Source organism: Pseudomonas sp. GL-B-19 (assembly GCF_019956415.1).
Taxonomy (GTDB): Bacteria; Pseudomonadota; Gammaproteobacteria; order Pseudomonadales; family Pseudomonadaceae; genus Aquipseudomonas.
Map to the genome: position 1 here is coordinate 1 of NZ_JAHBDK010000048.1, position 21,889 is coordinate 21,889.

Here is a 21,889-nt window from a genome sequence, read left to right on the forward strand (position 1 = left end):
CGTGAGCTCAACCAATGTTGGCCAGAAGCCAAAGATGGCTTCCTCGAATAGGCCTTATACATAGATGCAACCGGGTAGCAGTGTTTGAAAAGCAGGTAGACAGTGGGGGCGAGTCCATACATAGGAGCGAGCCTGCTCGCGATAGGGCCGGCCGCCGCAACGCAGGATTCACTGCGCAGCCACCACCCGATTTCTCCCCCCTGCCTTGGCCTGATACAACGCCTTGTCCGCCGCAAACAGCAACTGTTCCAGGCTGATTTTTTTCTCCGTCGTCCAGGTACTGATCCCGATACTGACAGTAATCGGCGTTTCAGCGCCCGCCATCAATGGCATCTGCTCCACCGCCCCCCGGATTTTTTCAGCAATCAGCCCGGCCCCCGCGCTGTCCGTTTCCGCCAGAATCACCGAAAACTCCTCTCCGCCATACCGCGCCACCAAATCTCCAGGCCGCCGGACATTGGCGCTGATCACCTTGGCCACTGCCCGTAGCGCATCGTCGCCGCCCTTATGGCCATGGCGATCGTTGAACGCCTTGAAGTGGTCGGCGTCGATCATTAGCACCGACAGTGGCTTGCCCGAACGTTGGGCGCGAAACCACTCATGGCGAAGGGTTTGATCCAGGGTCCGGCGGTTGGCGACTCCGGTCAGGGCATCGGTGGCAGCCAATAGCACCAGCTCCTGCTCGGCGTGATGGCGCAGGCGAAGCTCGCGGCATAGCAACCAGGTCAGCCAGAGCAGACCGATGCACAGCACGCCGGTGGCACCGCTGATCACCACCGCCGTGCGTTTCCAGGTGGCGAACACTTCGTTGCCCGAGAGGGCGACGATAACCGTCAACGGCAGGTTGCCGACCCTCGAAAAAGTGTACAGGCGTTGTTGATGATCGACGCTCGACACGCTGTCGAAGCTGCCCGCGCCCTCTCGCAGGATGCGCTCGACATTGGGCCGACTGGCGAAGTTCTTGCCGATGGGGTCGTTGATCAGGTGAGGCTTTTGCGCCAGCAGAATGCCGTCGTCATTGAGGATGCTCAGGGTACTGTCGTTGCCGATGTCCAGGCTGTTGAATAATTGTTCAAAGTACGCGAGGCGCATCGATGCCACCGCCACGCCTAAAAACTCGCCACTGGACGAGGAAATGCGTCGGCTAAAACTGATACGCCACTCCTCGCTGTCATCGCAGTCGCAGCGCGGCTTGAACGGACGGCTGATGAACATGCCTGTGTCACGGTTGAAAGCATGGGCGAGGAAATAGTCGCGATCGGCGAAGTTACCGGGCTTGGGCTCGATCAGCGATGAATCGGCGAGCACTTCACCGTGCTTGTCCAGCAACAAAATATCGCCCTTGAAGCGCGCCGTGGTGGAGCGGTCGAACAGCACCAGATGGCGTATCTGCGCCGAAACCTGTTTCAGGTCTTCCCGTTGCGAGGCCGCAATCAGACCTTGCAGGGTCAAGTCGTAGAGCTCGACGGTGCGCAACACGTCAGCGTCAATCAACTGCGCAATGGTCGTCGCGCTACGGGTGGCGGCCTGCTGGGCGTTGGCGTGTTCGCGAATCAGGAGGAAGCCAACGATGCTGAGAATCGCAATCACCGTCAGCGAACTGCCAAGCATCACCATCAGCTCAGGTCGACCGGTCTTGCCTGGAGGGGGAGGAGGGCGGCTCACGGGCATGGGCTGATGTCTGGTTGAGGCGCATAAAAAAGGCCAGCAAAACGCGCCGGCCTTTACTTGTTCAAGCTTAGAAGACATTGAGCGGGAACGCACTTGCGGTAGTCCCAATGAAAAAAGCCGCTGATAGCAGCGGCTTTGAAGACAACTTTTCAAAGGGAAGAGCCGATGAAAAGTGTCGAGGGAAACAGAGTCGTTCGATGAATCAGCTGTCTTTCTCAATCCGTGACTGGCTTGCAGAAATCGATGTTTGAGGGGGTTGCGCAGCGTCCTGAGCCTTGGCAGTCATTTCGCTCTGATATTGATCGTACGCTGTGGCGCGCGTGGCATTTTGCGTGACGAACGTCTGCGATTCTTCCGCCATGGCGAACGAAGACAGGAACAATGAGGACAAAACGAAAGCGCTGGCAATACCCTTGATGTTGGACATCTTTAAAACCTTCTTGCTTGGCAAGTGCTGTTTGGTGCGGGCAAAGATAAGGATCTTGGCCGATGGGAAACAGAGCCAGTTCAAGAAAGGACTATTGCGGTAAAAGCAATAGTAAGAAGAGCAACGCCGCACCTGTAGCAGCTGGCGAAGCCTGCGTCCGGCTGTGCAACAGTCGTAAATGCGGCACATGCGGTTTTTCTGACAGACCGAGGCGGCTGATTTCACGACTGCTGCGCCCGAGCGCGGACCGGCCGACGCAGGCTTCGCCAGCTGCTACAGGATCCGGTCGCATCAGGGCTAGACGGGGAGATGAATCCCGAAGGTATTCATCCCGTGGTCACTGCGCACAAACACATCCCCGCCATGCATCAGGGCAATCGCCTTGACGATCGCCAGCCCCAACCCGTGATTGTTGCCGCTGTTGCTGCGCGACGCATCCACTCGATAAAACCGCTCAAACAGCCGCGGTAAATGCTCGCTGGGAATCGGTGATCCGGGGTTGGCGACGCCAATACTCACCTGATGCTCCTCGACCTCGATCCGCACCTGAATCATTTGCCCTGGCTCGGTGTGCTGCACCGCGTTGCTCAGCAAATTGATCAACGCCCGGCGCAGATGGGCGATCTCGATCCGCACCTGTGCATCACCGCTGACCTGCACCTGAACCTGCGCATCCTCAAGAATGAAATCCAGGTACTCCAGCGTCGTCGCCACTTCATCGGCGAGCGAGGTGGACGTCAGTTTGGTGGCCTTGCTGCCTTGATCGGCGCTGGCGAGGAACAGCATGTCGTTGATGATCGAGCGCAGCCGTTCCAGTTCTTCGAGGTTCGATTGCAGCACTTCAAAATAGTGTTCGGCGGAGCGCCCACGCGTCAGCGCGACTTGAGTCTGGCCGATCAGGTTGGTCAGCGGCGAGCGCAATTCATGGGCGACATCGGCGTTGAACGATTCCAGCCGTGAATACGCCTGTTCAACCCGTTCCAGTGTGGAGTTGAACGAATTGACGAACTGATTCAGTTCCGGCGGCAGCGACGATAATCGCAGTCGCCCGGAACGCAGCGGCGGCGCCAGGCGCTGGGCCTCCTGAGACAATTTGATCAAAGGCTTGAGGCCAATGCGCGCCACCCAATACCCCAGCGCAGAAGCCAATAACACACCGACAATCGCCAGGCTGATCAAAGCGATCAGCAAGTGATGCTGAGTCTCGAAAAATGTCTCAGTGTCGATGCCGATCATGAAGCGCAGCGGCGGGCGTTGATCCTTGGCCGGGAACTGGCTCACCAGTACTTTCAGCGGGTAGGGATGGTCCGGCAGCTGCAAGTCACGCATCCCCAGGGACCCTTCGGAAAAGGCACGGATCTGCGGTGTGAGGTCGCCGTATTCGTAGTGCGGATCACCGCTGACGATCCAGAAACGGATGCGTTTGTCTTCTTCGCCAAGCAGCTTGAGCTTGTTGTTGATCTTCACCCAATGCTCGGGCGTGCCGTAACGGCCGACGGTGGATTCGAGCACGCTGTAGCGCGCATCCAGTTCGGCCTCGGGAAGCAAACCCAAGCCTTTATCGACCTGCTGATACAACGCCCAGCCGATCAACAAAAACACTAAAAGCGCCACCAGCGTAAACATCCCGCTCAGGCGAAGCGCGATGGAGTTACTGGACACCGCGGCTCTCCAGCACATAACCCATGCCACGAATCGTGTGCAGCAGTTTCTCGTCGAACGGCCCGTCGAGCTTGGCCCGCAGGCGCTTGATCGCGACTTCGACGACGTTGGCGTCGCTGTCGAAATTGATGTCCCAGACCATCTCGGCAATCGCCGTTTTCGAGAGGATTTCACCTTGCCGGCGAGCCAGCACACTGAGCAGCGAAAACTCTTTGGCGGTCAGGTCCAGCCGTGTGCCGGCGCGTGTAGCCTTGCGGCTGATCAAATCTATCCACAGGTCGGCGATGCTCACTTGCACGGGTTCGTGCCCACCGCTGCGCCGGGTCAACGCTTGCAGACGCGCCACCAGTTCAAGGAAGGAAAACGGCTTGCCCAGGTAATCGTCGGCGCCGTCGCGCAGGCCTTTGATGCGGTCTTCGACACGCTCGCGGGCAGTGAGCATGATCACCGGGGTTTGCTTGCGCGCACGCAATGCGCGCAACACGCCGAAGCCGTCGAGGCCCGGCAGCATGACGTCAAGGACGATCACCGCGTAGTCACTTTCCAGCGCCAGGTGCAGGCCTTCCACGCCGTCCCGCGCCACGTCCACGGTGTAACCCTGTTCCGTCAGGCCGCGGTGCAAATAGTCCGCGGTTTTTTCTTCGTCTTCGATAATCAGAACGCGCATGACCCCGCCTCAGTCTGTGGTCGCCAGCGCCGAAATCGGTGCAGGTTTAGGTCGATGGAATAGCCGCTCAAGCCACAAGTATATGACTGGAGTGGTGAACAGCGTCAGCGCCTGGCTCACCAGCAGGCCGCCGACCACCGCGATGCCCAATGGCTGGCGCAGTTCGGCGCCGGTGCCGTAACCGAGCATCAACGGCAGTGCGCCGAGCAGTGCGGCGAGGGTGGTCATGATGATCGGGCGGAACCGTGTAATACAGGCCTCGAAGATCGCTTCTTCAGGCGGCAAGCCACGGTTGCGCTGGGCGTCGAGCGCGAAGTCGATCATCAAGATGCCGTTTTTCTTGACGATACCGATCAGCAGCACCAGCCCGATCAACGCCATGATCGAAAAGTCCTGGCCGCAAATCCACAGCATGATCACCGCTCCGAGCCCCGCCGAGGGCAGCGTCGAGATAATGGTCAGCGGATGCACGAAGCTCTCGTAGAGCACGCCGAGAATGATGTACACCGCCACCAGCGCCGCCAGAATCAGCCACGGCTGGCTGGCCAGTGAGCTCTGGAATGCCTGCGCAGCGCCCTGGAAATTGCCGCTCATGGCCGCCGGCATGCCGATGTCGACCTTGGCCTGGTTGAGCATGATCACCGCATCACCCAACGCCACGCCGGGCGCTAGGTTGAACGACAAGTTGGCGGCCGGGAACATGCCGTCATGGGCAATGGACAGCGGGCCGACTGTGGGTGCGTCAAATTTTGCCAGTGCCGACAGCGGCACCATTTCCCCGCTCAACGGCGAGCGCAGGTAGAAATAGTTGAGGCTTTCGGCCTTGCCGCGTTGCTTGGTGTCCAGTTCCAGAATCACGTTGTATTGGTTGATCTGGGTCTGGAATTCATTGACCTGGCGCTGACCAAACGCATCGTACAGCGCTTCGTCGACATCACTGGCGGTCAGGCCGAAGCGCGCCGCGGCGCTGCGGTCGATGCTGATGTGGGTGATGCTGCCGCCCAGTTGCAGGTCGTTGGAAATGTCGCGGAACGCCGGGTTGCTGCGCAGTTTTTCCGTCAGCCGCTGGGTCCAGGTGCTGAGGGTCGCGCCGTCGTTGCTCTTGAGCACGTATTGGTACTGCGCACGGCTCGGGCCTGAGCTGAGGTTGATGTCCTGGCCTGCGCGCAGGTACAACACGATGCCCGGAACCTTCATCAGTTGCGGACGAATCCGGTCGATGAACTGACTGGCCGAAACGTCGCGGTCGCCGCGCTTTTTCAGGGAGATCCAGAAGCGGCCGTTGGCGATGGTCTGGTTGCTGCCGGACACACCGACCGAGTGGGAAAATGCCGCGACTGCGGGATCCGCCGCGACGATTTCGGCCATCGCCAAGTGTTTTTTCACCATGTCGCCGTAGGAAATATCGGCGGCAGCTTCGGTCGTACCGAGGACAAACCCGGTGTCCTGTACAGGGAAGAAGCCCTTGGGAATGAAGATGTAACCGGCGATGGCCAGGCACAGGGAAAGTCCGAACACACCGATCATCAATTTCTGATGGGCGAGGGCGCGGCGCAGCAATTTTTCGTAGCCGGCCAGCAAGCGTTCGCCGAACGTGGGTTTGCTGTGGGCGTGATGCACCGGCGCACGCATGAACAGCGCGGCCAGGGTTGGCGCCAGCGTCAGCGACACCACGACCGAAATCATGATGGTTGAAGTGGCGGTGAGGGCGAATTCCTTGAACAACCGCCCGACCACGCCGCCCATGAACAGCAGCGGAATAAACGCCGCCACCAGCGAGAAACTGATCGAGACCACGGTAAAACCAATCTCGCCGGCGCCCTTGATCGCCGCTTCGCGCATGCCGTCGCCGGCTTCAAGATGTCGGTGAATGTTCTCCACCACCACAATCGCATCGTCGACCACAAACCCCACCGCCACCACAATCGCCACCAGGGTCAGGTTGTTCAGGCTGAAGCCCATGATGTACATCAGGGCGAAACTTGCGATCAGGGAAACGCCCAGCACTGCGGACACAATCAGGGTCGCCGACCATTGGCGCAGGAACAGCGCCATCACCGCCACCACCAGCAGGATCGCGATCAGCAGGGTGATTTCCACTTCATGCAAGGACGCACGGATGGTCTGGGTGCGGTCGACCAGCACGTTGACCTGAACCGAGGCGGGGAGCATGGCTTTCAGTGTGGGCAGTGCGGCTTGAATGCGGTCCACGGTCTCGACGATGTTCGCCCCCGGTTGCCGGAAAATCACCAGGTTCACCCCGGGCTTACCGTCGGCCCAGGCCTGAATGTAGGCATCTTCCGAACCGTTGACGACTTTGGCGACATCCCTCAGATGAACCGGGGCGCCGTCCTTGTAGGAAACGATGAGTTGGCTGTATTCCTCGGGGTGAAATAGCTGGTCGTTGGTCGACAGCGTCGAAATGCTCGACTCGCCGTATAACGCACCTTTGGCCAGGTTGAGGCTGGTGTTCTGGAGGGCCAGGCGAATGTCGGCGAGGGTCAGGCCGATGGCCGCCAGTTTGTCCGCCGAGGCTTGAACGCGAATCGCCGGACGTTGCTGACCGGTAATGTTGGTTTGGCCTACGCCTTCGATCTGGCTGATCTGACGCGACAGCAGGGTTTCCACCAGGTCGCTGAGCTCGGTGCCGGGCATTTGCGTGGAGTTGACGCTGAGGATCAGCACCGGGCTGTCAGCCGGGTTGACCTTGCGCCAGGTCGGCAGGTTGGGCATGTCCTTGGGCAGTTTGCCGGCAGCGGTGTTGATCGCGGCCTGGACTTCCTGGGCGGCGGTGTCGATGCTTTTGTCGAGGGTGAATTGCAGGATCAGGATGGTCGAGCCCAAGGCGCTGCTCGATGTCATTTGGGTCACACCGGGAATGGAACTGAATTGCACTTCAAGCGGCGTGGCCACCGACGACGCCATGGTTTCCGGGCTGGCACCGGGTAGTTGCGCGGCCACCTGAATGGTCGGGAATTCGGCTTCCGGCAGCGGCGCAATCGACAGACGCGGAAAGGCGATGGCGCCGAGCAGCACCAGGGCAAAGGTCAGCAGGAGGGTGGCGACCGGGTGATCGATGCACCAGGCCGAGATCGAGCCGTGGCCCTTCATGGCTTCGACTCCGATTGCACCACCTGTGGCGGTTCGGTCAGCACCTGCACGGTCGACCCCGGCTTGAGCCGCGACTGGCCATCAGTGACCAGCACATCGCCCGGTTTTACGCCTTTGATGATGTCCTGGCCGCTGCCTTGCGAAACCACCTGCACGGTGACGGCTTCAACCCTGTCACCGTTGACCCGGTACACGAAGTGTTGATCGAGACCCCGTTGTACGACGGTGGGCGGCACCACCAGGGCATCTTTCTCCAGGGCTGTCTGAATTTTTACCGTCACCAGCAGGCCCGGCCAGAGTTTCTGCCCTGGGTTGTTGAATTCGGCCTTGGCGCGGATGGTCCCGGTGTTGGCGTTGATCTGGTTATCGATCAGGGTCAAGTGACCTTCGCCCAGCAGGTTGCCGGTTTCACCGTCGGTGTCGGCGCCAATGTAGGCTTTTACCTGTGCGCGTTGCGGGTCGCCGATCAGCCCTTGGAGGATCGGCAGCATGTGCTGCGGCAGGGAGAACTCGACGGCAATCGGGTCGATCTGCGTCACGGTGAACAGGCCTTGGGCATCGGTCATGCGCAGGAAGTTGCCTTCATCCACTGTACGAATACCGACGCGACCACTGACCGGGGAGTGAATCTGCGTGTAGGAGAGTTGCACCTGAGCGGCGTCGATTGACGCCTGATTGCCTTGCGCGGTGGCCTTGAGTTGATTGACCAGCGCTTGTTGCTGGTCGTAGGTCTGTTTGGAAACCCCGTCGTCGACACTCAGCAACTTGTAACGCTTGAGGTTGACCAGTGCCACTTGCAACTGCGCCTGGTTTTCGCCCAGTTGAGCGCGGGCCTGATCGAGGCTGGCGCGGATCGAGCGGTCATCGATGGTGGCCAGCAGGTCACCTTTGTTCACCAGTTGGCCTTCCTTGACTAGGATTTTGGTGAGAATGCCGTCGATCTGCGGGCGCACCACGACGCTGTGCAAGGACAGCACCGAACCGATGCCGCTGATATAACGCGGCACGTCTTTTTCAACGACATTGACCACGCGCACCGGAATCGCGGTAGGGGCGGCGAGTTTGGCTGTGGCGGGCTTGGTGACATACCACGTACCCAACGCTGCCAAGGCAATTAGCAGACCTGCGATCAAGGCGGGTTTTTTTTGAATTCGCATGCGAGTGGGGCGCCGGGTTAAAGGGTTTGGGTATTTTCAGATTTATACCCTCTTTATAACCCTGTCAGCCCGTCAGGAGGGTGACTGGTAACTGACGGGGTTGTCAGTTTGGGCGTTTGGATCCGTTGCGGACGGTTTCTTCAGGTTGACGGTGTTATCGTTCATCGCGAGCAAGCTCGGCTCCTACAGGTACAGCGCTGTCTTTGTAGGAGCTGAGCTTGCTCGCGATGGCGGTGTACCAGTCAACACAAAACCCGACGGACTCACTTGTCGCGTGAAGCTTGCAGCTCTCGACACAGGTATACTGCCGCCTTTCGCGGCTCGCTGACCGGGCCCGACTCTATTGCATCACCCGGAGCTTTCATGACTTCCCCGACACAACCGCCGGTTGCCGACGCTTTGAGCGACGACCAGGCAGACCTGCCAGACAGCGTCGACTCCAGCGCAGACAGCGAAACCAAAGCCGCGATCCCGGCGTTCAAGTTCCCGTTCAAACCGGGTGAGTTGGCCGCGGCGAAGAACGCTAGCCAGCCTTGGTACAAGAATGGTGCGAAGAATGGCCATACCAAGACCCCGGGCGCAGCACCTCCGGGGACTCGTCGTTCGATGGGTAAGCGCTGAGTTTCAGTTTCTCCGGTGCCTGATCGATCGTCATCGCGAGCAGGCTCGCTCCCACAGTGGATCTTCGTCGTACACAACATCTGTGACCTGTGAATTTCAACTGTGGGAGCGAGCCTGCTCGCGATGGGGTCATACCCGACGACATCTCTCTTGAATCAAGCCGCCCGCAACGAAATAAACGCATAGTTCTCCGGCGCATCAGTCGCCACTTGCGCCCCCGCAGCCTGAACTTTCCCGGCAATGTCTTCCCCCGAAACATGAAACAACCAGTCACTTTCCGATGCCGCCAGCGGTTGCGTTGACACCTGGTCGATGACCGTGGCAAACACCGTCATGTCAGGCAGATAAGCGGTAAACCCATCTCCCTTCAGCGCTGTCGTCCGAATCCCCAGCAACCCGCAAATCGCATCCTTGGCCCGAACGTCATCGCGATCCGCCTGACGAGAACGCTGGATCAACCCCGCCAGTTCCTGATCCACTAACTCGCCGCTGATGATCAAGTCCGGGCCTTGTTCCCATGACTCAGGCGGGCAGTCCTTGATCGCTGTGTTCAGCATGATGTGCGGGTTGATCTCCGCGGGGTATATGCGGCACACCAACGGTCGGCGTTCGTAGATGCGGCACAGGTTGTCTTCGTCAAGATTCCGGCAGGGACCGACGTTATAAGCGGCAAAGGTGATCGCTACATACGCCTCGGACGTGCCGCTTCGAACCACTACCGAACGGCGTTCGGCGTGTTCGCGTTGCTGCACGGGCAGGCCCAGGCCGTTACCCAAAAAGCCCTCGACCAGCACGATCACTTGACCTCCATCGGCCGCCCACATCCGGGCTTCCGCCAGGGTCAGGGGGACATGATGGTCATTGCAGCATTTGCCGCAACCTACGCAGGAAAACGTTGTATTCATTGATCGCCGGGTCATATGTGGAGGCGTAAAGCGGCGACAGAATGTCACCGCACCGCTCAGCGTTGAAGCTGGGTCTTGGCGGTCGAGCGGATGGAGTCCCATTCGGTCACGTAGGCGGTTTTTGTCTGCTTGTTGTAGAGGCACAGCTCTGTGCCTTGCTGGCCTTTCATGTGTTTTTGCGGGTATTGGCCTTGCAACAGGAGGGCGGTGTAGCCGACCCGATCATCGAACTGCGCAGCGTTGCCGATCGGTTTGGCATTTTTCAGACCGCTTGCCTTGGTGCAGCTGGCGAGCACCGCTTTGTCGTAGGTCGCCCAAGCGTCAGGGCTGGAGGCTTGGGCCTGGGAGGCGAGGGCTGTGACGCAGAGGAAGGTCAGCGTAGCGGCTTTCATGGTTCAGGCATCCGTTGGGCTTTTATGGGCCGAGTATGCCTGAGGGTTTGATGTGGGTATTGCGGGCCTCATCGCGAGCAGGCTCGCTCCCACACTTGATCTGCGTACAACATAGATCCACTGTGGGAGCGAGCCGGCTCCGGGCGGCGTTCCGACGAAGGCGGTGTATCAGGCTGGAACCGGTTCCCGGCGGACGATATACATCCCGGCACGTTCATACAACCGCTGCGCCCGAAGGTTGTCTTCCAATACTTTCAAATCGACAAATCCTTCCCGGCGTTGCTTAAAGACGTTGAACGCCTGTAGCAGCAATGCGCGGCCAAGCCCGAGGCGTTGCGCCCGCGGATGCACCACCAGGTTTTTGATGTAGGCGCTGGTCCAGCACTGGCACACACCGACGATCCCATCGGCATCCAGCGCAATGAAACAAAGGGTGGGATCGTATTCCGGGTCGGTTTCAAACCGCTGTTGCCACACCTTCAGCACTGGCACGCGGCCGCCACCGTCCTGAAACCCCTGTTCCATCAAACGATGAATAGCTTCTGCCGATTCAGGGCGGTACTGGGTGAGGACAATCCCTTGAGGCCAAGTGATCTCTGGCACAGCCTCCGCGAGGTTGCGCCGCATCAAAAAACAAAAGCCCTCGGCCATCTCTCAATGACCTTGTTCAGCGACGGCCTTGGCCGCCTCGATCAGGCATTTGGTCAATTCTGGCGAAGAGAATTTGGTCAGCACTGCGTTAGCCCCGGCCAGGCGTGCTTTTTCGCTGTTCATCGTGCTGTCCAGGGATGTGTGCAGCAGCACATACAGGTGCGAGAAGTCTGGCGTTTCGCGCAGGGTGCGGGTGAAGGCGTAGCCATCCATCTCTGACATTTCGATGTCCGAGACGATCAGGTTGATCTGTTGGGCCGTGCCTTGCAGGTCGAGCAGGCAGTCGATCGCTTCCTTGGCGCTGCGCGCGGTGTGGCATTGCAGGCCGAGGTTGCGCAGGGTGTGCACGGATTGTTGCAAGGCGACCTGGCTGTCATCAACCACCAGAATGCGTGCGCTGCCCAAGATTTCGGCGTCTTCCATGCTCAGTTCGGTCGGGGCGGTTTCGATCTGTGCCGGCGCGATGCCGTGGATGACTTTTTCGATGTCCAGCACCTGCACCAGAGTGCCGTCGACCGAGGTCACGCCGGTGATGTACGAACGCACGCCGCCGGAACCGAAGGGTGGCGGGCGAATGTCGGAGGTCAGGCAGTGAACGATCTTGCTCACGGCTTGAACATGCAGGCCCTGCTTTGAGCGACTGACGTCGGTGACGATCAGGCAGCCACCGTTAGGGTCTTCCAGCGGGCGCTCGCCGATGGCACGGCTCAGGTCGATCACCGACAACGACGCGCCACGCAGGGTGGCGATGCCTTTGACGTGGGGATGCGACTCCGGCAGCCTGGTCAGCGGCGGGCAGGGGATGATTTCGCTGACTTTCAGCAGGTTGATCGCCATCAGCTTGCCGCTGCGCAAGGTAAACAGCAGAAGCGAAAGTGAATCTGCGCGGGCTTTGGTGGAAGACATAAAAACCTTCTGTGGAAAAGGTGATGGGTGGTTGCGGGATGGCCCACAACTACCGATATCGGGTTATCGACTTGTAGCGGGCAGGCTTTAGGGGCTTTGCGTCGCACACCGGTGAATGCATGCTTTGTAGCAGCTGCCGAGCCTGCGAGGCTGCGTCCGGTTGCGAAGCAGCCGTAAACCCTGAATCCCGGATGTATCAGATACAACGCAGCCGATGGATTGGCGAGGACTGCGTCCTCGAACGCAGCCTCGCAGGCTCGGCAGCTGCTACAGGGACCGAGTTATTTCATCCCCAGTCTTTTGGCCATGCGCCCGAGATTCGCTCGATCCAGGCCCAGCTCACGCGCCGCACTCGCCCAGTTGTTGTGGTGCCGCTCCAGGCAAGCACTGATCAATTGCCGCTGGTAGTTCTCGGTGGCTTCACGCAAATCACCAGACACCAGCACCACAGGGCTGGCCACTGGCTGCTCGCTAATGGCCTCGACGTGGCCCGTGGGCAAATCCAGGTCCGCAGCGCTCAAGCTGAGAATCTTCGGTCGGTCCTTGCAGTTGCCCAGCGCTTTGAGCGCACTTCGGCCAATCAAATGCTCCAGCTCCCGCACATTCCCCGGCCAGTTGTAGGCCATCAATGCGGCCTGTGCATCGCTGTTCAAGCGCAGGCTGTTGAGGCCCATGCGCGAGCGGTTTTGCTCCAGGAAGAAGCCGCTGAGCAGCAATACATCCCGTCCGCGATCCCGCAGTGCCGGTACCAGCAAGGGGTAAACGCTCAAACGGTGGTAGAAGTCGGCACGGTAGCGCCCATTACGCACTTCCTCGGCCAGGTCGCGATTAGTCGCCGCGATCAGGCGCACGTCCACTTGGTGTTCCTTGTCCGAACCCAGTCGCTGCAATTGCCCGCTTTGCAGGACGCGCAGCAGCTTGGCTTGCACCGTCAGCGACAGTTCGCCGACTTCATCGAGAAACAGCGTGCCGCCGTTGGCCAGTTCGAACTTGCCGCGACGATCATTCGTCGCGCCGGTGAACGCGCCACGCACATGGCCGAACAACTCGCTCTCGACCAGAGTGTCCGGCAGGGCTGCGCAGTTAAGGCTGATGATCGGTTTGTCGGCCCGCGCAGAGGCGGCATGGATCGCCTGTGCGACCAGTTCCTTGCCGACCCCGGTTTCACCGGTGATCAGCACCGTCAGGTCACTGCCGCCCACCAGATTGATCTCTTCCTCCAGGCGTTTGTGTGCCTTGCTCTGGCCGATCATCTCGCGGTTCTGCTGACCGCTGGCCTGACGGTAAACCTCGGCACGCTGATGCTCGTCTTCGGCGCGATTGGCCAGGCGCTCGATGCGCTCGGCGGCGTTGACCGTGGCCGCAGCGAGGCTGGCAAAGGCTTGCAGCGCATCCAGTTCGATGGGCTGAAATTGTTCCGGGTCGAGGGCGTCGAGGGTCAGCAAACCCCACGGACGCTCGTCGATAAACAGCGGGCAACCCATGCAGTCGTGGACTTCCAGATGATCGTCGAGGCCTTCGACCAGTCCGTCGTAAGGGTCCGGCAGGTCGCTGTCGGCGGCGAAGCGGGTCGGGCCGTGGCTGCTGAGCAATGCTTCGAAGCGCGGGTGTTCGCTGACTTTGAAGCGCCGGCCCAGAGTGTCTGTGCTCAACCCGTCGACTGCCAACGGAACCAGCCATTCGCCATCAAGGCGCAGCAGGGCAGCGGCATCGCAGGGAAGCAGGGCGCGCATGGCTTCGAGCAGGCGTCGATAGCGCTCGCCTTCGGGCAGTTCGCGGGACAGGTCAGAGACCAGAGGCAGCAGGGCGGTGAGCAAGGGTTTTGCAGTCATAGTGACTCCATGTAGTCGCTAAGACTATAAAACAGCTCGTGTCGATATGACTACGAAGTTTTTAAGTTGTTGATTTATAACGTTTATATAGTTGGCATGGAAACTGATATGTCTAAGGAAATACACATAAAGCTCCGGAGTCGTCCTTATGCTTAGCGTTCAAGACCGTGCCATCGTCAAATCCACCGTGCCACTGCTGGAAAGCGGCGGCGAAGCGTTGATTACGCACTTCTACCGCATGATGCTCTCCGAATACCCTGAAGTCCGCCCGCTGTTCAACCAGGCTCACCAGGCCAGCGGTGATCAGCCACGCGCACTGGCCAACGGTGTCTTGATGTACGCACGGCACATCGACCAACTCGACCAGTTGGGCGACCTGGTGGCCAAGATCATCAACAAGCACGTGGCCCTGCAAATCCTGCCGGAACACTACCCGATTGTCGGCAGCTGCCTGCTGCGCGCGATCGCCGAAGTGCTGGGCGAAGAAATCGCCACCCCTGAGGTTATTGCGGCCTGGGGTGCCGCGTATGGTCAACTCGCCGAGATATTGATCGGCGCTGAAGGCAGCATTTACGACCAAAAAGAACAAGCGCCCGGTGGCTGGCGCGGGGCGCGGGAATTCATCGTCGCGGCCAAGGTCGAGGAAAGCGCGGAAATCACCTCGTTCTACTTCGAACCTGCCGACAAAGGCCCGATCCTTGCGGCGGAGCCTGGCCAGTACATCGGCATGAAACTGATCCTTGATGGCGAAGAGATTCGTCGCAACTACTCGCTGTCGGCGCTGGCGAACAAGGGCCACTACCGCATCAGCGTCAAACGTGAAACCGGTGGGCGTGCGTCTAATCACTTGCACGATCACCTGCAGGTCGGTTCGAGCATTCAGTTGTTCCCGCCATCGGGCGACTTCACCCTGACGGCCAGCGACAAACCGCTGGTGTTGATCAGCGGCGGCGTTGGCATCACCCCGACGCTGGCAATGCTCGAAGCTGCATTGGCCACCGAGCGCCCGGTGCATTTTATCCACTGCTCGCGTAACGGCAGCGTGCACGCTTTCCGCGACTGGATCGATGGGTTGGCTGAGCGTCATCCGCAACTCAAGCGCTTCTATTGCTATGACGAAGATGACGGTGTCAGTGCTGCTGCGCACAAGGTCGGGTTGTTGAGTCAGGAACAATTGGGCGAGTGGTTGCCCGAGCAGCGTGACCTGGATGCTTACTTCCTGGGGCCTAAAGGGTTCATGGCCGCGGTCAAACGTCACCTCAAGGCCTTGGGGGTTCCGGAGAAGCAAAGCCGCTATGAGTTCTTTGGGCCGGCTGCGGCGCTGGAGTAACTGTGTGTGGCGACTCGGGAGACCGAGTCGCCTTTATCGCGAGCAGGCTCACTCCTACAGGGGATTGGGGGTGTACACAAAATGTGTGTTCACTCTAATCCCCTGTAGGAGTGAGCCTGCTCGCGATGGCCGCACCACGGTCTCAATTCCTAAAGACTGCTTCCAAAGTTAATCCCTTCTTAACCGGTTTATCGTTTATTCCCCCCAATCCAGCAGCACGCGCCAGGCTCTCAAACGTAGGAGCCTGCGTGTAGACTGGCGGCAACTGCTATCTAAAAGGGAAACGCGATGAGCGAGGAAACAATGCGATTGGGGCGCGAACGGCGCTATCTGGTGTTACTGGGCATCATCTGCCTGGCACTGATTGGCGGTGCGTTGTACATGCAAATTGCGCTGGGCGAGGCTCCGTGCCCACTGTGCATCCTCCAGCGCTACGCGTTGCTGCTGATCGCGGTGTTTGCCTTTATCGGCGCGGCAACGCGCACCCGTCGCAGCATCACGCTGTTCGAGACGCTGGTGGTCATCTGTGCCATTGCAGGCACAGCGGTCGCCGGGCATCACGTCTACACCCAGTTCTATCCTGCGGTCAGCTGCGGCATCGACGTGTTGCAACCGATAGTCGATGGTTTGCCGCTGGCGAAGATCTTCCCGCTGGGCTTCCAGGTGGATGGTTTCTGTTCCACGCCGTACCCGCCGATCCTCGGTTTGTCGCTGGCGCAATGGGCGCTGGTGTCGTTCGTGCTGATCGTGATTCTGGTGCCGTTGCTGACCTCGCGTAACCGTAAAACGCTGCGCTGAGGCGGTTCGCCGCACCGCTGCGTCATCCATAAAAACGCCCCGGCCCTCGTTGAGAGGGTCGGGGCGTTTTGCATTTTAGAGGTCAGGTAAAAAGACCGGGATGCGCGGCAATCAGGGGTGCGACACGTGTGCGACACGTTGTCACAGCGGGAGTGTCGCAAGGCGTTTCAAGAGGATTAATTGACGCAGGACAAGACAACAAAATTGGACTGTTTCGGTGGTTCATCATGTCACCCTGAAAATGATGAAGCAGGCAGTTTTAACAGGGGCTGGCGAATCGCCAGAGCCCTTGTCGCATAGGGGGTTGCGCAATGATGGCGCCGGGGGTGGGGGCCTCGAAGCTGTCTGAACTGCGCAAGGTAGACCTACTATTTTTGGTGTTTTTGTTGAGAATCAATTTCTATAACATGCCGCGTTTTTGCGAAATGGGTTAATGATTGTTGCTGGAATGGATAGAAATTATTTCGAGATGAGACATGGTTTATGAATCGTTACATATCTACAATCGCCCGCACTGAAATCCCGGCACTGCTCACCCTTACTCAGGTGCATGAGCAGAAAGTAGGGCGTCGAGGGGCTTGAACGCTTCATGCGACTCCCAGGTGTCGGAGCCTTCCAACTATCCGCACCAAATGGAATTGGTCTGTAACAAGGCCTTTGACCACGAAATCGAATAAGAACTTACCGCTGGCCCAGGATTTGTCGAGCAGCGTCTGACGCGCGACGGGCAGCCCTTATTCAATCCAAGAAAAATGCCAACCCTTGGCAGGGTGAAGTGTTGGCGATCAAAACCCAACTGCATTGCGCAAGCTGCTTTAGAGGTCGTGAGATGAGTAAAAACAGGTACCCCAGACTACTAGGCTTATTGCCGCTGCTCGGCACACTGTTGCTGGGAGGCTGCAACATGACCTTGCTCGATCCCAAGGGCCAGGTTGGCCTGGACGAGCGAAACCTGATCATCACCGCAACGCTGCTGATGCTTCTTGTCGTGGTACCGGTCATCGTCATGACCTTCCTGTTCGCCTGGAAATATCGCGCCTCCAACACCGACGCCGTGTACACGCCGAAGTGGTCGCACTCCACCAAGATTGAAATCGCGGTGTGGGCAATTCCAGTGCTGATCATCATTGCCCTGGGTTATGTCACCTACAAGTCGACCCATGCCCTGGACCCGTACAAGCCACTGGAATCCGACGTCAAGCCGGTCACCATTCAAGTGGTATCGATGGACTGGAAGTGGCTGTTCATCTATCCCGAGCAAGGGATCGCCACGGTCAACAAGATCGTATTCCCGGCCAACACGCCAATTAACTTCCAGATCACCTCCGACACCGTGATGAACTCGTTCTTCATTCCGGGTCTGGGCGGCCAGATCTACGCGATGGCGGGCATGCAGACCAAACTGCACCTGATCGCCAACGAGAATGCTGAATTCGACGGGATCTCCGCCAACTACAGCGGCGCGGGTTTCACCGGCATGAAGTTCAAAGCAGTCGCCACCTCTCAGGCGGACTTCGATGCCTGGGTCAGTGATGTCAAGAAGGCACCTAAACAGCTTGAAAAAGCTGAATACGAAGCCCTTTCCAAGCCAAGCCAGAACAATCCAGTAGAGCTCTACTCCTCGTTCACGCCGAACCTGTTCCAGACCATCGTCGACAAGTACGAAGGCATGAAAGCGGGTCCGAAAGTGGATCACGAGAAGAAAGAGAAAGAAGTGGCCCAGATGGAAGGGATGGACATGAGTTCGCATTCAGCTGCCGGGGCAGAGGAGTAAACGATGTTTGGTAAATTAAGTTGGGAAGCGGTCCCGTTCCACGAACCGATCGTGATGGTGACCATCGCCATGATCGCGCTCGGCGGTCTGGGCGTGTTCGGTGCAATCACCTATTTCAAGAAGTGGACCTACCTGTGGTCCGAGTGGCTGACCTCGGTCGACCACAAGAAAATCGGCGTGATGTACATCATCGTCGCCATGGTCATGCTGCTGCGTGGTTTTGCCGACGCCATCATGATGCGTACCCAGTTGGCCATGGCCACCGAAGGTTCGCCTGGCTACCTGCCGCCTGAACACTATGACCAGATCTTCACCGCTCACGGTGTGATCATGATCATCTTCATGGCGATGCCATTCTTCACCGGCCTGATGAACCTTGCAGTGCCTCTGCAGATCGGCGCGCGTGACGTGGCCTACCCGTTCCTGAACTCCCTGAGCTTCTGGCTGCTGATGTCTGGCGTGGTGCTGGTCAACGTGTCCCTGGGTGTCGGCGAATTCGCCCGTACCGGTTGGGTTGCGTATCCACCACTGTCGGAACTGGGCTACAGCCCTGGCGTGGGTGTGGACTACTACATCTGGGCGCTACAGCTTTCCGGGCTGGGTACGACGCTGACCGGGGTCAACTTCCTGGCCACCGTGCTGAAAATGCGTACCCCGGGCATGAAACTGATGGACATGCCGATCTTCACCTGGACCTGCACCTGGGCCAACGTTCTGATCGTCGCTTCCTTCCCGATCCTGACCGCTACCCTGGCTTTGCTGACGCTTGACCGTTACATGGATTTCCACATTTTCACCAATGAACTTGGTGGCAATCCGATGATGTACGTGAACCTGTTCTGGGCCTGGGGTCACCCCGAGGTTTACATCCTGATTCTGCCGGCGTTCGGGATCTTCTCCGAAGTCATCTCGGCCTTCTCCGGCAAGAAGCTGTTCGGTCACCACTCGATGATCTACGCCTCGGGCGCGATCTCGATCCTGGGCTTCATGGTCTGGCTGCACCACTTCTTCACCATGGGTTCGGGTGCCAACGTCAACGCCTTCTTCGGCCTGGCGACGATGCTGATTTCGATTCCGACGGGGGTGAAGCTATTCAACTGGCTGTTCACCATTTACCAGGGCCGTTTGCGCATCACCAGCCATGTTCTGTGGACCCTGGGCTTCATGGTGACCTTCGCCATCGGCGGCATGACCGGCGTACTGCTGGCCATCCCGGGTGCTGACTTCGTTCTGCACAACAGCCTGTTCGTGATCGCTCACTTCCACAACGTGATCATCGGCGGCGCCGTGTTCGGCTACATCGCCGGCTTCGCCTTCTACTTCCCTAAAGCGTTCGGCTTCAAGCTGCACGAAGGTTGGGGCAAGGCAGCGTTCTGGTGCTGGATCACCGGCTTCTTCGTCGCGTTCATGCCGCTCTATGTACTGGGCTTCATGGGCATGACCCGTCGTCTGAACGCCACCACCAACCCTGAGTGGGTTCCGTACCTGTACGTTGCAATGTTCGGTGCGGTCATGATCGCCTGCGGTATTGCCTGCCAGCTGATCCAGCTCTACGTCAGTGTTCGTGACCGTAACAAACCGGAAAACATGTGCGAAGCCGGTGACCCGTGGAATGCCCACACGCTGGAATGGTCGACCTCCTCGCCACCACCGTTCTACAACTTTGCCGTACTGCCAAAAGCCGATTGCATCGACCCGTTCACTGAAGCCAAGGAAGACGGTACCGCGTACCAGACTCCGGTCAAGTACGAGCCGATCCACATGCCAAACAACACCGCGACCGGTCTGGTCATGGGTGCTCTGTTGACCGTGTTCGGTTTCGCGATGATCTGGCACATCTGGTGGATGGCCATCTTCGGCCTCGCCGGCACCGTGATCTACTTCGTGATCCACGCTGCTCGTGATGACCAGGGCTATATGGTGCCGGTCGACGTGATCGAGCGCACCGAAGCCGAGCAGCGCAAACGTCTGGTAGCAGCCGGGAAAATCCCAGCCACCGCCACCCGTGTTGAAACCTCGTTGGAACAGGCTTAAACCATGTCGAACTTAGTGACCAATGCTGGACACACCCATGTCGATGGACATGGGCACGATGACCATCACCACGACTCGGGCGAGATGACCGTATTCGGTTTCTGGCTCTACCTGATGACCGACTGCATTTTGTTTGCATCGATCTTCGCGGTGTACGCGGTACTGGTTAACAACGTAGCGGGTGGCCCGTCGGGCCACGACATCTTCGAGCTGCCATACGTGCTGGGCGAAACGGCCCTGCTGTTGTTCAGTTCGATCACCTACGGCTTCGCCATGCTGGCGTTGTTCAAGGGCAAGAAGACGCAGGTACTGGGCTGGCTGGCGATGACCTTCCTGTTCGGTGCCGGCTTCATCGGCATGGAGATCAACGAGTTCCACATGCTGATCTCCGAAGGCTACGGTCCTAACCGCAGCGGCTTCCTGTCCGGGTTCTTCACCCTGGTCGGCACCCACGGTCTGCACGTGACCAGCGGTCTGATCTGGATGGCGATCATGATGTATCAGGTGCAGAAAAACGGCCTGACGGCGACCAACAAGACCCGTCTGAGCTGCCTGAGCCTGTTCTGGCACTTCCTGGACGTGGTGTGGATCTGCGTATTCACCGTTGTTTACCTGATGGGGACCCTGTAATGGCTAATGCACACTCCCACGATGGCCACGGCCACGACGACAGCCACGGCAGCGTCAAGTCTTACGCCATCGGCTTCATCCTGTCGGTGATCCTGACGATCATTCCTTTTGGCCTGGTGATGTACCCGTCGCTGCCAAAAGCCATGACCCTGTGGATCGTACTGGCCTTCGCAGTGATCCAGGTGCTCGTGCACCTGGTGTACTTCCTCCACCTGGACCGCTCCGCTGCCCAGCGTAACAACGTGATCGCGTTTGTCTTCGCTGCATTGGTGATCGTTCTGTTGGTTGGCTTGTCGCTGTGGATCATGTTCAGCATCCACACCGTCATGATGGCGCACTGAGGAAAGTCCGGATGTCCTTTAAGCACTTTATCCAAATCACCAAACCGGGGATCATTTTCGGTAACGTGCTTTCTGTGGCGGGCGGATTTTTCCTGGCCTCGAAAGGGCATGTCGATCTGGCCATATTCCTGGCCGCCATGATCGGCACGTCCCTGGTGGTGGCTTCCGGTTGTGTATTCAACAACTGCATCGACCGCGACATCGACCTGAAGATGGAACGCACCAAGAACCGGGTGCTGGTCCAGGGCTTGATCTCCCTGAAACTGGCCCTGGCCTTTGCGACCGTCCTGGGTGTTGCCGGCGTTGTGTTGTTGTACAAGGTGGCAAACCCGCTGGCCGCGCTGTTCGCGGTGATCGGTTTCGTCATCTACGTCGGCTTCTACAGCCTGTACCTCAAGCGCAAGTCGGTTCACGGCACGCTGGTGGGCAGTCTGTCGGGCGCCATGCCGCCGGTGATTGGCTACGTCGCTGTGACCAACAGCTTCGACATGGCCGCACTGACGTTGTTGGTGATGTTCAGCCTGTGGCAGATGCCGCATTCCTACGCCATCGCGATTTTCCGCTTCAACGATTACCTGGCTGCATCGATTCCGGTGCTGCCAGTGAAGCGCGGCATCGAAGTGGCCAAGAAGCACATCCTGATCTACATCCTGGCATTCCTCGTGGCAACCTTGATGCTGACCTTCAGCGGTTACGTCGGTATGAGCTACCTCGCTGTCGCCGCGGCCATGGGCATGTACTGGTTGTACATGGCCTGGACCGGTTACAAGGCAGTGGATGACACGGTCTGGGCACGCAAGCTGTTCGTGTTCTCGATCTTCACCATTACCGCGTTGAGCGTGATGATGTCCCTGGACTTCAAAGTGCCGACCGAGCTGCTGCTGACGTACGCGCCTTAAGCGTCGGATGCTGTAAACAAAAGCCCCGCCTTCGAGAGAAGTGCGGGGCTTTTTGTTGGGGGCTGTCTGGTGGACCGTGTT

Annotated in this window: 19 protein-coding genes; 8 read left to right on the forward strand and 11 right to left on the reverse strand. The window is 58.8% G+C overall.

What is annotated here, in order from left to right; all coding sequences use genetic code 11:
• Window positions 1-168: 168 nt before the first annotated feature.
• The 6 genes from KGB06_RS19395 to KGB06_RS19420 all read right to left on the reverse strand — a co-directional run bounded on the left by KGB06_RS19395 (window position 169) and on the right by KGB06_RS19420 (window position 8,695).
• Window positions 169-1,671: a diguanylate cyclase gene (locus KGB06_RS19395; protein WP_223518618.1), complete on the reverse strand. Its 1,503-nt coding sequence runs from the start codon at window positions 1,669-1,671 to the stop codon at window positions 169-171.
• Between the two features lie 202 nt (window positions 1,672-1,873).
• Window positions 1,874-2,098 (reverse strand): hypothetical protein, encoded by a 225-nt coding sequence (locus tag KGB06_RS30010; RefSeq protein ID WP_317849415.1) that lies wholly within the window; start codon window positions 2,096-2,098, stop codon window positions 1,874-1,876.
• 297 nt (window positions 2,099-2,395) lie between these two features.
• The gene (locus tag KGB06_RS19405; protein ID WP_223518620.1) at window positions 2,396-3,760 is read right to left on the reverse strand and encodes a heavy metal sensor histidine kinase; all 1,365 of its coding nucleotides are present in this window, start codon (window positions 3,758-3,760) and stop codon (window positions 2,396-2,398) included.
• Complete coding sequence (locus KGB06_RS19410; protein ID WP_007943491.1) at window positions 3,750-4,427, reverse strand: heavy metal response regulator transcription factor; 678 nt, start codon at window positions 4,425-4,427, stop codon at window positions 3,750-3,752. The genes KGB06_RS19405 and KGB06_RS19410 overlap by 11 nt, the downstream gene beginning before the upstream one ends.
• Window positions 4,428-4,436: 9 nt before the next feature.
• A complete protein-coding gene (locus KGB06_RS19415; protein WP_223518621.1) occupies window positions 4,437-7,538 on the reverse strand; it encodes a multidrug efflux RND transporter permease subunit in 3,102 nt (1,033 codons plus the stop codon).
• Window positions 7,535-8,695 (reverse strand): efflux RND transporter periplasmic adaptor subunit, encoded by a 1,161-nt coding sequence (locus tag KGB06_RS19420; RefSeq protein WP_223518622.1) that lies wholly within the window; start codon window positions 8,693-8,695, stop codon window positions 7,535-7,537. Before KGB06_RS19420 ends, KGB06_RS19415 begins: the two co-directional genes overlap by 4 nt.
• Before the next feature lie 363 nt (window positions 8,696-9,058).
• Between KGB06_RS19420 and KGB06_RS19425 the strand changes: the two genes are divergently transcribed.
• On the forward strand, window positions 9,059-9,316 hold the full coding sequence (locus KGB06_RS19425; RefSeq protein ID WP_007905458.1) for a hypothetical protein: 258 nt from the start codon (window positions 9,059-9,061) through the stop codon (window positions 9,314-9,316).
• A gap of 155 nt (window positions 9,317-9,471) precedes the next feature.
• Here the strand turns inward: KGB06_RS19425 and KGB06_RS19430 are convergent, their stop codons facing one another.
• The 5 genes from KGB06_RS19430 to norR form a co-directional block, all read right to left on the reverse strand.
• Window positions 9,472-10,221, reverse strand: a complete 750-nt coding sequence (locus KGB06_RS19430; protein WP_223518623.1) for a YkgJ family cysteine cluster protein — start codon at window positions 10,219-10,221, stop codon at window positions 9,472-9,474.
• 56 nt (window positions 10,222-10,277) lie between these two features.
• Window positions 10,278-10,613, reverse strand: coding sequence for a hypothetical protein (locus tag KGB06_RS19435; RefSeq protein WP_223518628.1), 336 nt, complete (start codon window positions 10,611-10,613; stop codon window positions 10,278-10,280).
• A gap of 168 nt (window positions 10,614-10,781) precedes the next feature.
• Window positions 10,782-11,240, reverse strand: coding sequence for a GNAT family N-acetyltransferase (locus tag KGB06_RS19440; RefSeq protein WP_223518680.1), 459 nt, complete (start codon window positions 11,238-11,240; stop codon window positions 10,782-10,784).
• 27 nt (window positions 11,241-11,267) lie between these two features.
• Window positions 11,268-12,170: a chemotaxis protein CheV gene (locus tag KGB06_RS19445; protein ID WP_223518630.1), complete on the reverse strand. Its 903-nt coding sequence runs from the start codon at window positions 12,168-12,170 to the stop codon at window positions 11,268-11,270.
• A gap of 281 nt (window positions 12,171-12,451) precedes the next feature.
• Window positions 12,452-14,002: a nitric oxide reductase transcriptional regulator NorR gene (gene norR / locus KGB06_RS19450; RefSeq protein ID WP_223518631.1), complete on the reverse strand. Its 1,551-nt coding sequence runs from the start codon at window positions 14,000-14,002 to the stop codon at window positions 12,452-12,454.
• A 148-nt stretch (window positions 14,003-14,150) separates the two neighbouring features.
• Between norR and hmpA the strand changes: the two genes are divergently transcribed.
• From hmpA to cyoE, 7 genes are all read left to right on the forward strand, one after another.
• Window positions 14,151-15,332: an NO-inducible flavohemoprotein gene (hmpA, locus tag KGB06_RS19455; protein ID WP_223518632.1), complete on the forward strand. Its 1,182-nt coding sequence runs from the start codon at window positions 14,151-14,153 to the stop codon at window positions 15,330-15,332.
• A 288-nt stretch (window positions 15,333-15,620) separates the two neighbouring features.
• On the forward strand, window positions 15,621-16,130 hold the full coding sequence (locus tag KGB06_RS19460) for a disulfide bond formation protein B (RefSeq protein WP_223518633.1): 510 nt from the start codon (window positions 15,621-15,623) through the stop codon (window positions 16,128-16,130).
• Between the two features lie 829 nt (window positions 16,131-16,959).
• Window positions 16,960-17,904: a ubiquinol oxidase subunit II gene (gene cyoA / locus KGB06_RS19465; RefSeq protein WP_223518638.1), complete on the forward strand. Its 945-nt coding sequence runs from the start codon at window positions 16,960-16,962 to the stop codon at window positions 17,902-17,904.
• Between the two features lie 3 nt (window positions 17,905-17,907).
• Window positions 17,908-19,938 carry a cytochrome o ubiquinol oxidase subunit I gene (gene cyoB, locus KGB06_RS19470; protein WP_223518645.1) on the forward strand — a complete coding sequence of 677 codons (2,031 nt, stop codon included), beginning with the start codon at window positions 17,908-17,910 and terminating at the stop codon, window positions 19,936-19,938.
• A gap of 3 nt (window positions 19,939-19,941) precedes the next feature.
• Window positions 19,942-20,568 carry a cytochrome o ubiquinol oxidase subunit III gene (locus KGB06_RS19475; protein WP_223518646.1) on the forward strand — a complete coding sequence of 209 codons (627 nt, stop codon included), beginning with the start codon at window positions 19,942-19,944 and terminating at the stop codon, window positions 20,566-20,568.
• Window positions 20,568-20,909: a cytochrome o ubiquinol oxidase subunit IV gene (gene cyoD, locus KGB06_RS19480; RefSeq protein ID WP_027922712.1), complete on the forward strand. Its 342-nt coding sequence runs from the start codon at window positions 20,568-20,570 to the stop codon at window positions 20,907-20,909. Before KGB06_RS19475 ends, cyoD begins: the two co-directional genes overlap by 1 nt.
• Before the next feature lie 11 nt (window positions 20,910-20,920).
• Window positions 20,921-21,808, forward strand: a complete 888-nt coding sequence (gene cyoE, locus KGB06_RS19485) for a heme o synthase (RefSeq protein ID WP_223518647.1) — start codon at window positions 20,921-20,923, stop codon at window positions 21,806-21,808.
• The last annotated feature ends 81 nt before the right edge of the window (window positions 21,809-21,889 follow it).

Bases quoted from the DNA above. Each gene is read 5' to 3' on its own strand.
- KGB06_RS19395 (WP_223518618.1), bottom strand. From the start codon at position 1,671: ATGCCCGTGAGCCGCCCTCCTCCCCCTCCAGGCAAGACCGGTCGACCT.
- KGB06_RS30010 (WP_317849415.1), bottom strand. From the start codon at position 2,098: ATGTCCAACATCAAGGGTATTGCCAGCGCTTTCGTTTTGTCCTCATTG.
- KGB06_RS19410 (WP_007943491.1), bottom strand. From the start codon at position 4,427: ATGCGCGTTCTGATTATCGAAGACGAAGAAAAAACCGCGGACTATTTG.
- KGB06_RS19415 (WP_223518621.1), bottom strand. From the start codon at position 7,538: ATGAAGGGCCACGGCTCGATCTCGGCCTGGTGCATCGATCACCCGGTC.
- KGB06_RS19420 (WP_223518622.1), bottom strand. From the start codon at position 8,695: ATGCGAATTCAAAAAAAACCCGCCTTGATCGCAGGTCTGCTAATTGCC.
- KGB06_RS19425 (WP_007905458.1), top strand. From the start codon at position 9,059: ATGACTTCCCCGACACAACCGCCGGTTGCCGACGCTTTGAGCGACGAC.
- KGB06_RS19430 (WP_223518623.1), bottom strand. From the start codon at position 10,221: ATGAATACAACGTTTTCCTGCGTAGGTTGCGGCAAATGCTGCAATGAC.
- KGB06_RS19435 (WP_223518628.1), bottom strand. From the start codon at position 10,613: ATGAAAGCCGCTACGCTGACCTTCCTCTGCGTCACAGCCCTCGCCTCC.
- KGB06_RS19440 (WP_223518680.1), bottom strand. From the start codon at position 11,240: ATGCGGCGCAACCTCGCGGAGGCTGTGCCAGAGATCACTTGGCCTCAA.
- KGB06_RS19445 (WP_223518630.1), bottom strand. From the start codon at position 12,170: ATGTCTTCCACCAAAGCCCGCGCAGATTCACTTTCGCTTCTGCTGTTT.
- norR (WP_223518631.1), bottom strand. From the start codon at position 14,002: ATGACTGCAAAACCCTTGCTCACCGCCCTGCTGCCTCTGGTCTCTGAC.
- hmpA (WP_223518632.1), top strand. From the start codon at position 14,151: ATGCTTAGCGTTCAAGACCGTGCCATCGTCAAATCCACCGTGCCACTG.
- KGB06_RS19460 (WP_223518633.1), top strand. From the start codon at position 15,621: ATGAGCGAGGAAACAATGCGATTGGGGCGCGAACGGCGCTATCTGGTG.
- cyoA (WP_223518638.1), top strand. From the start codon at position 16,960: ATGAGTAAAAACAGGTACCCCAGACTACTAGGCTTATTGCCGCTGCTC.
- cyoB (WP_223518645.1), top strand. From the start codon at position 17,908: ATGTTTGGTAAATTAAGTTGGGAAGCGGTCCCGTTCCACGAACCGATC.
- KGB06_RS19475 (WP_223518646.1), top strand. From the start codon at position 19,942: ATGTCGAACTTAGTGACCAATGCTGGACACACCCATGTCGATGGACAT.
- cyoD (WP_027922712.1), top strand. From the start codon at position 20,568: ATGGCTAATGCACACTCCCACGATGGCCACGGCCACGACGACAGCCAC.
- cyoE (WP_223518647.1), top strand. From the start codon at position 20,921: ATGTCCTTTAAGCACTTTATCCAAATCACCAAACCGGGGATCATTTTC.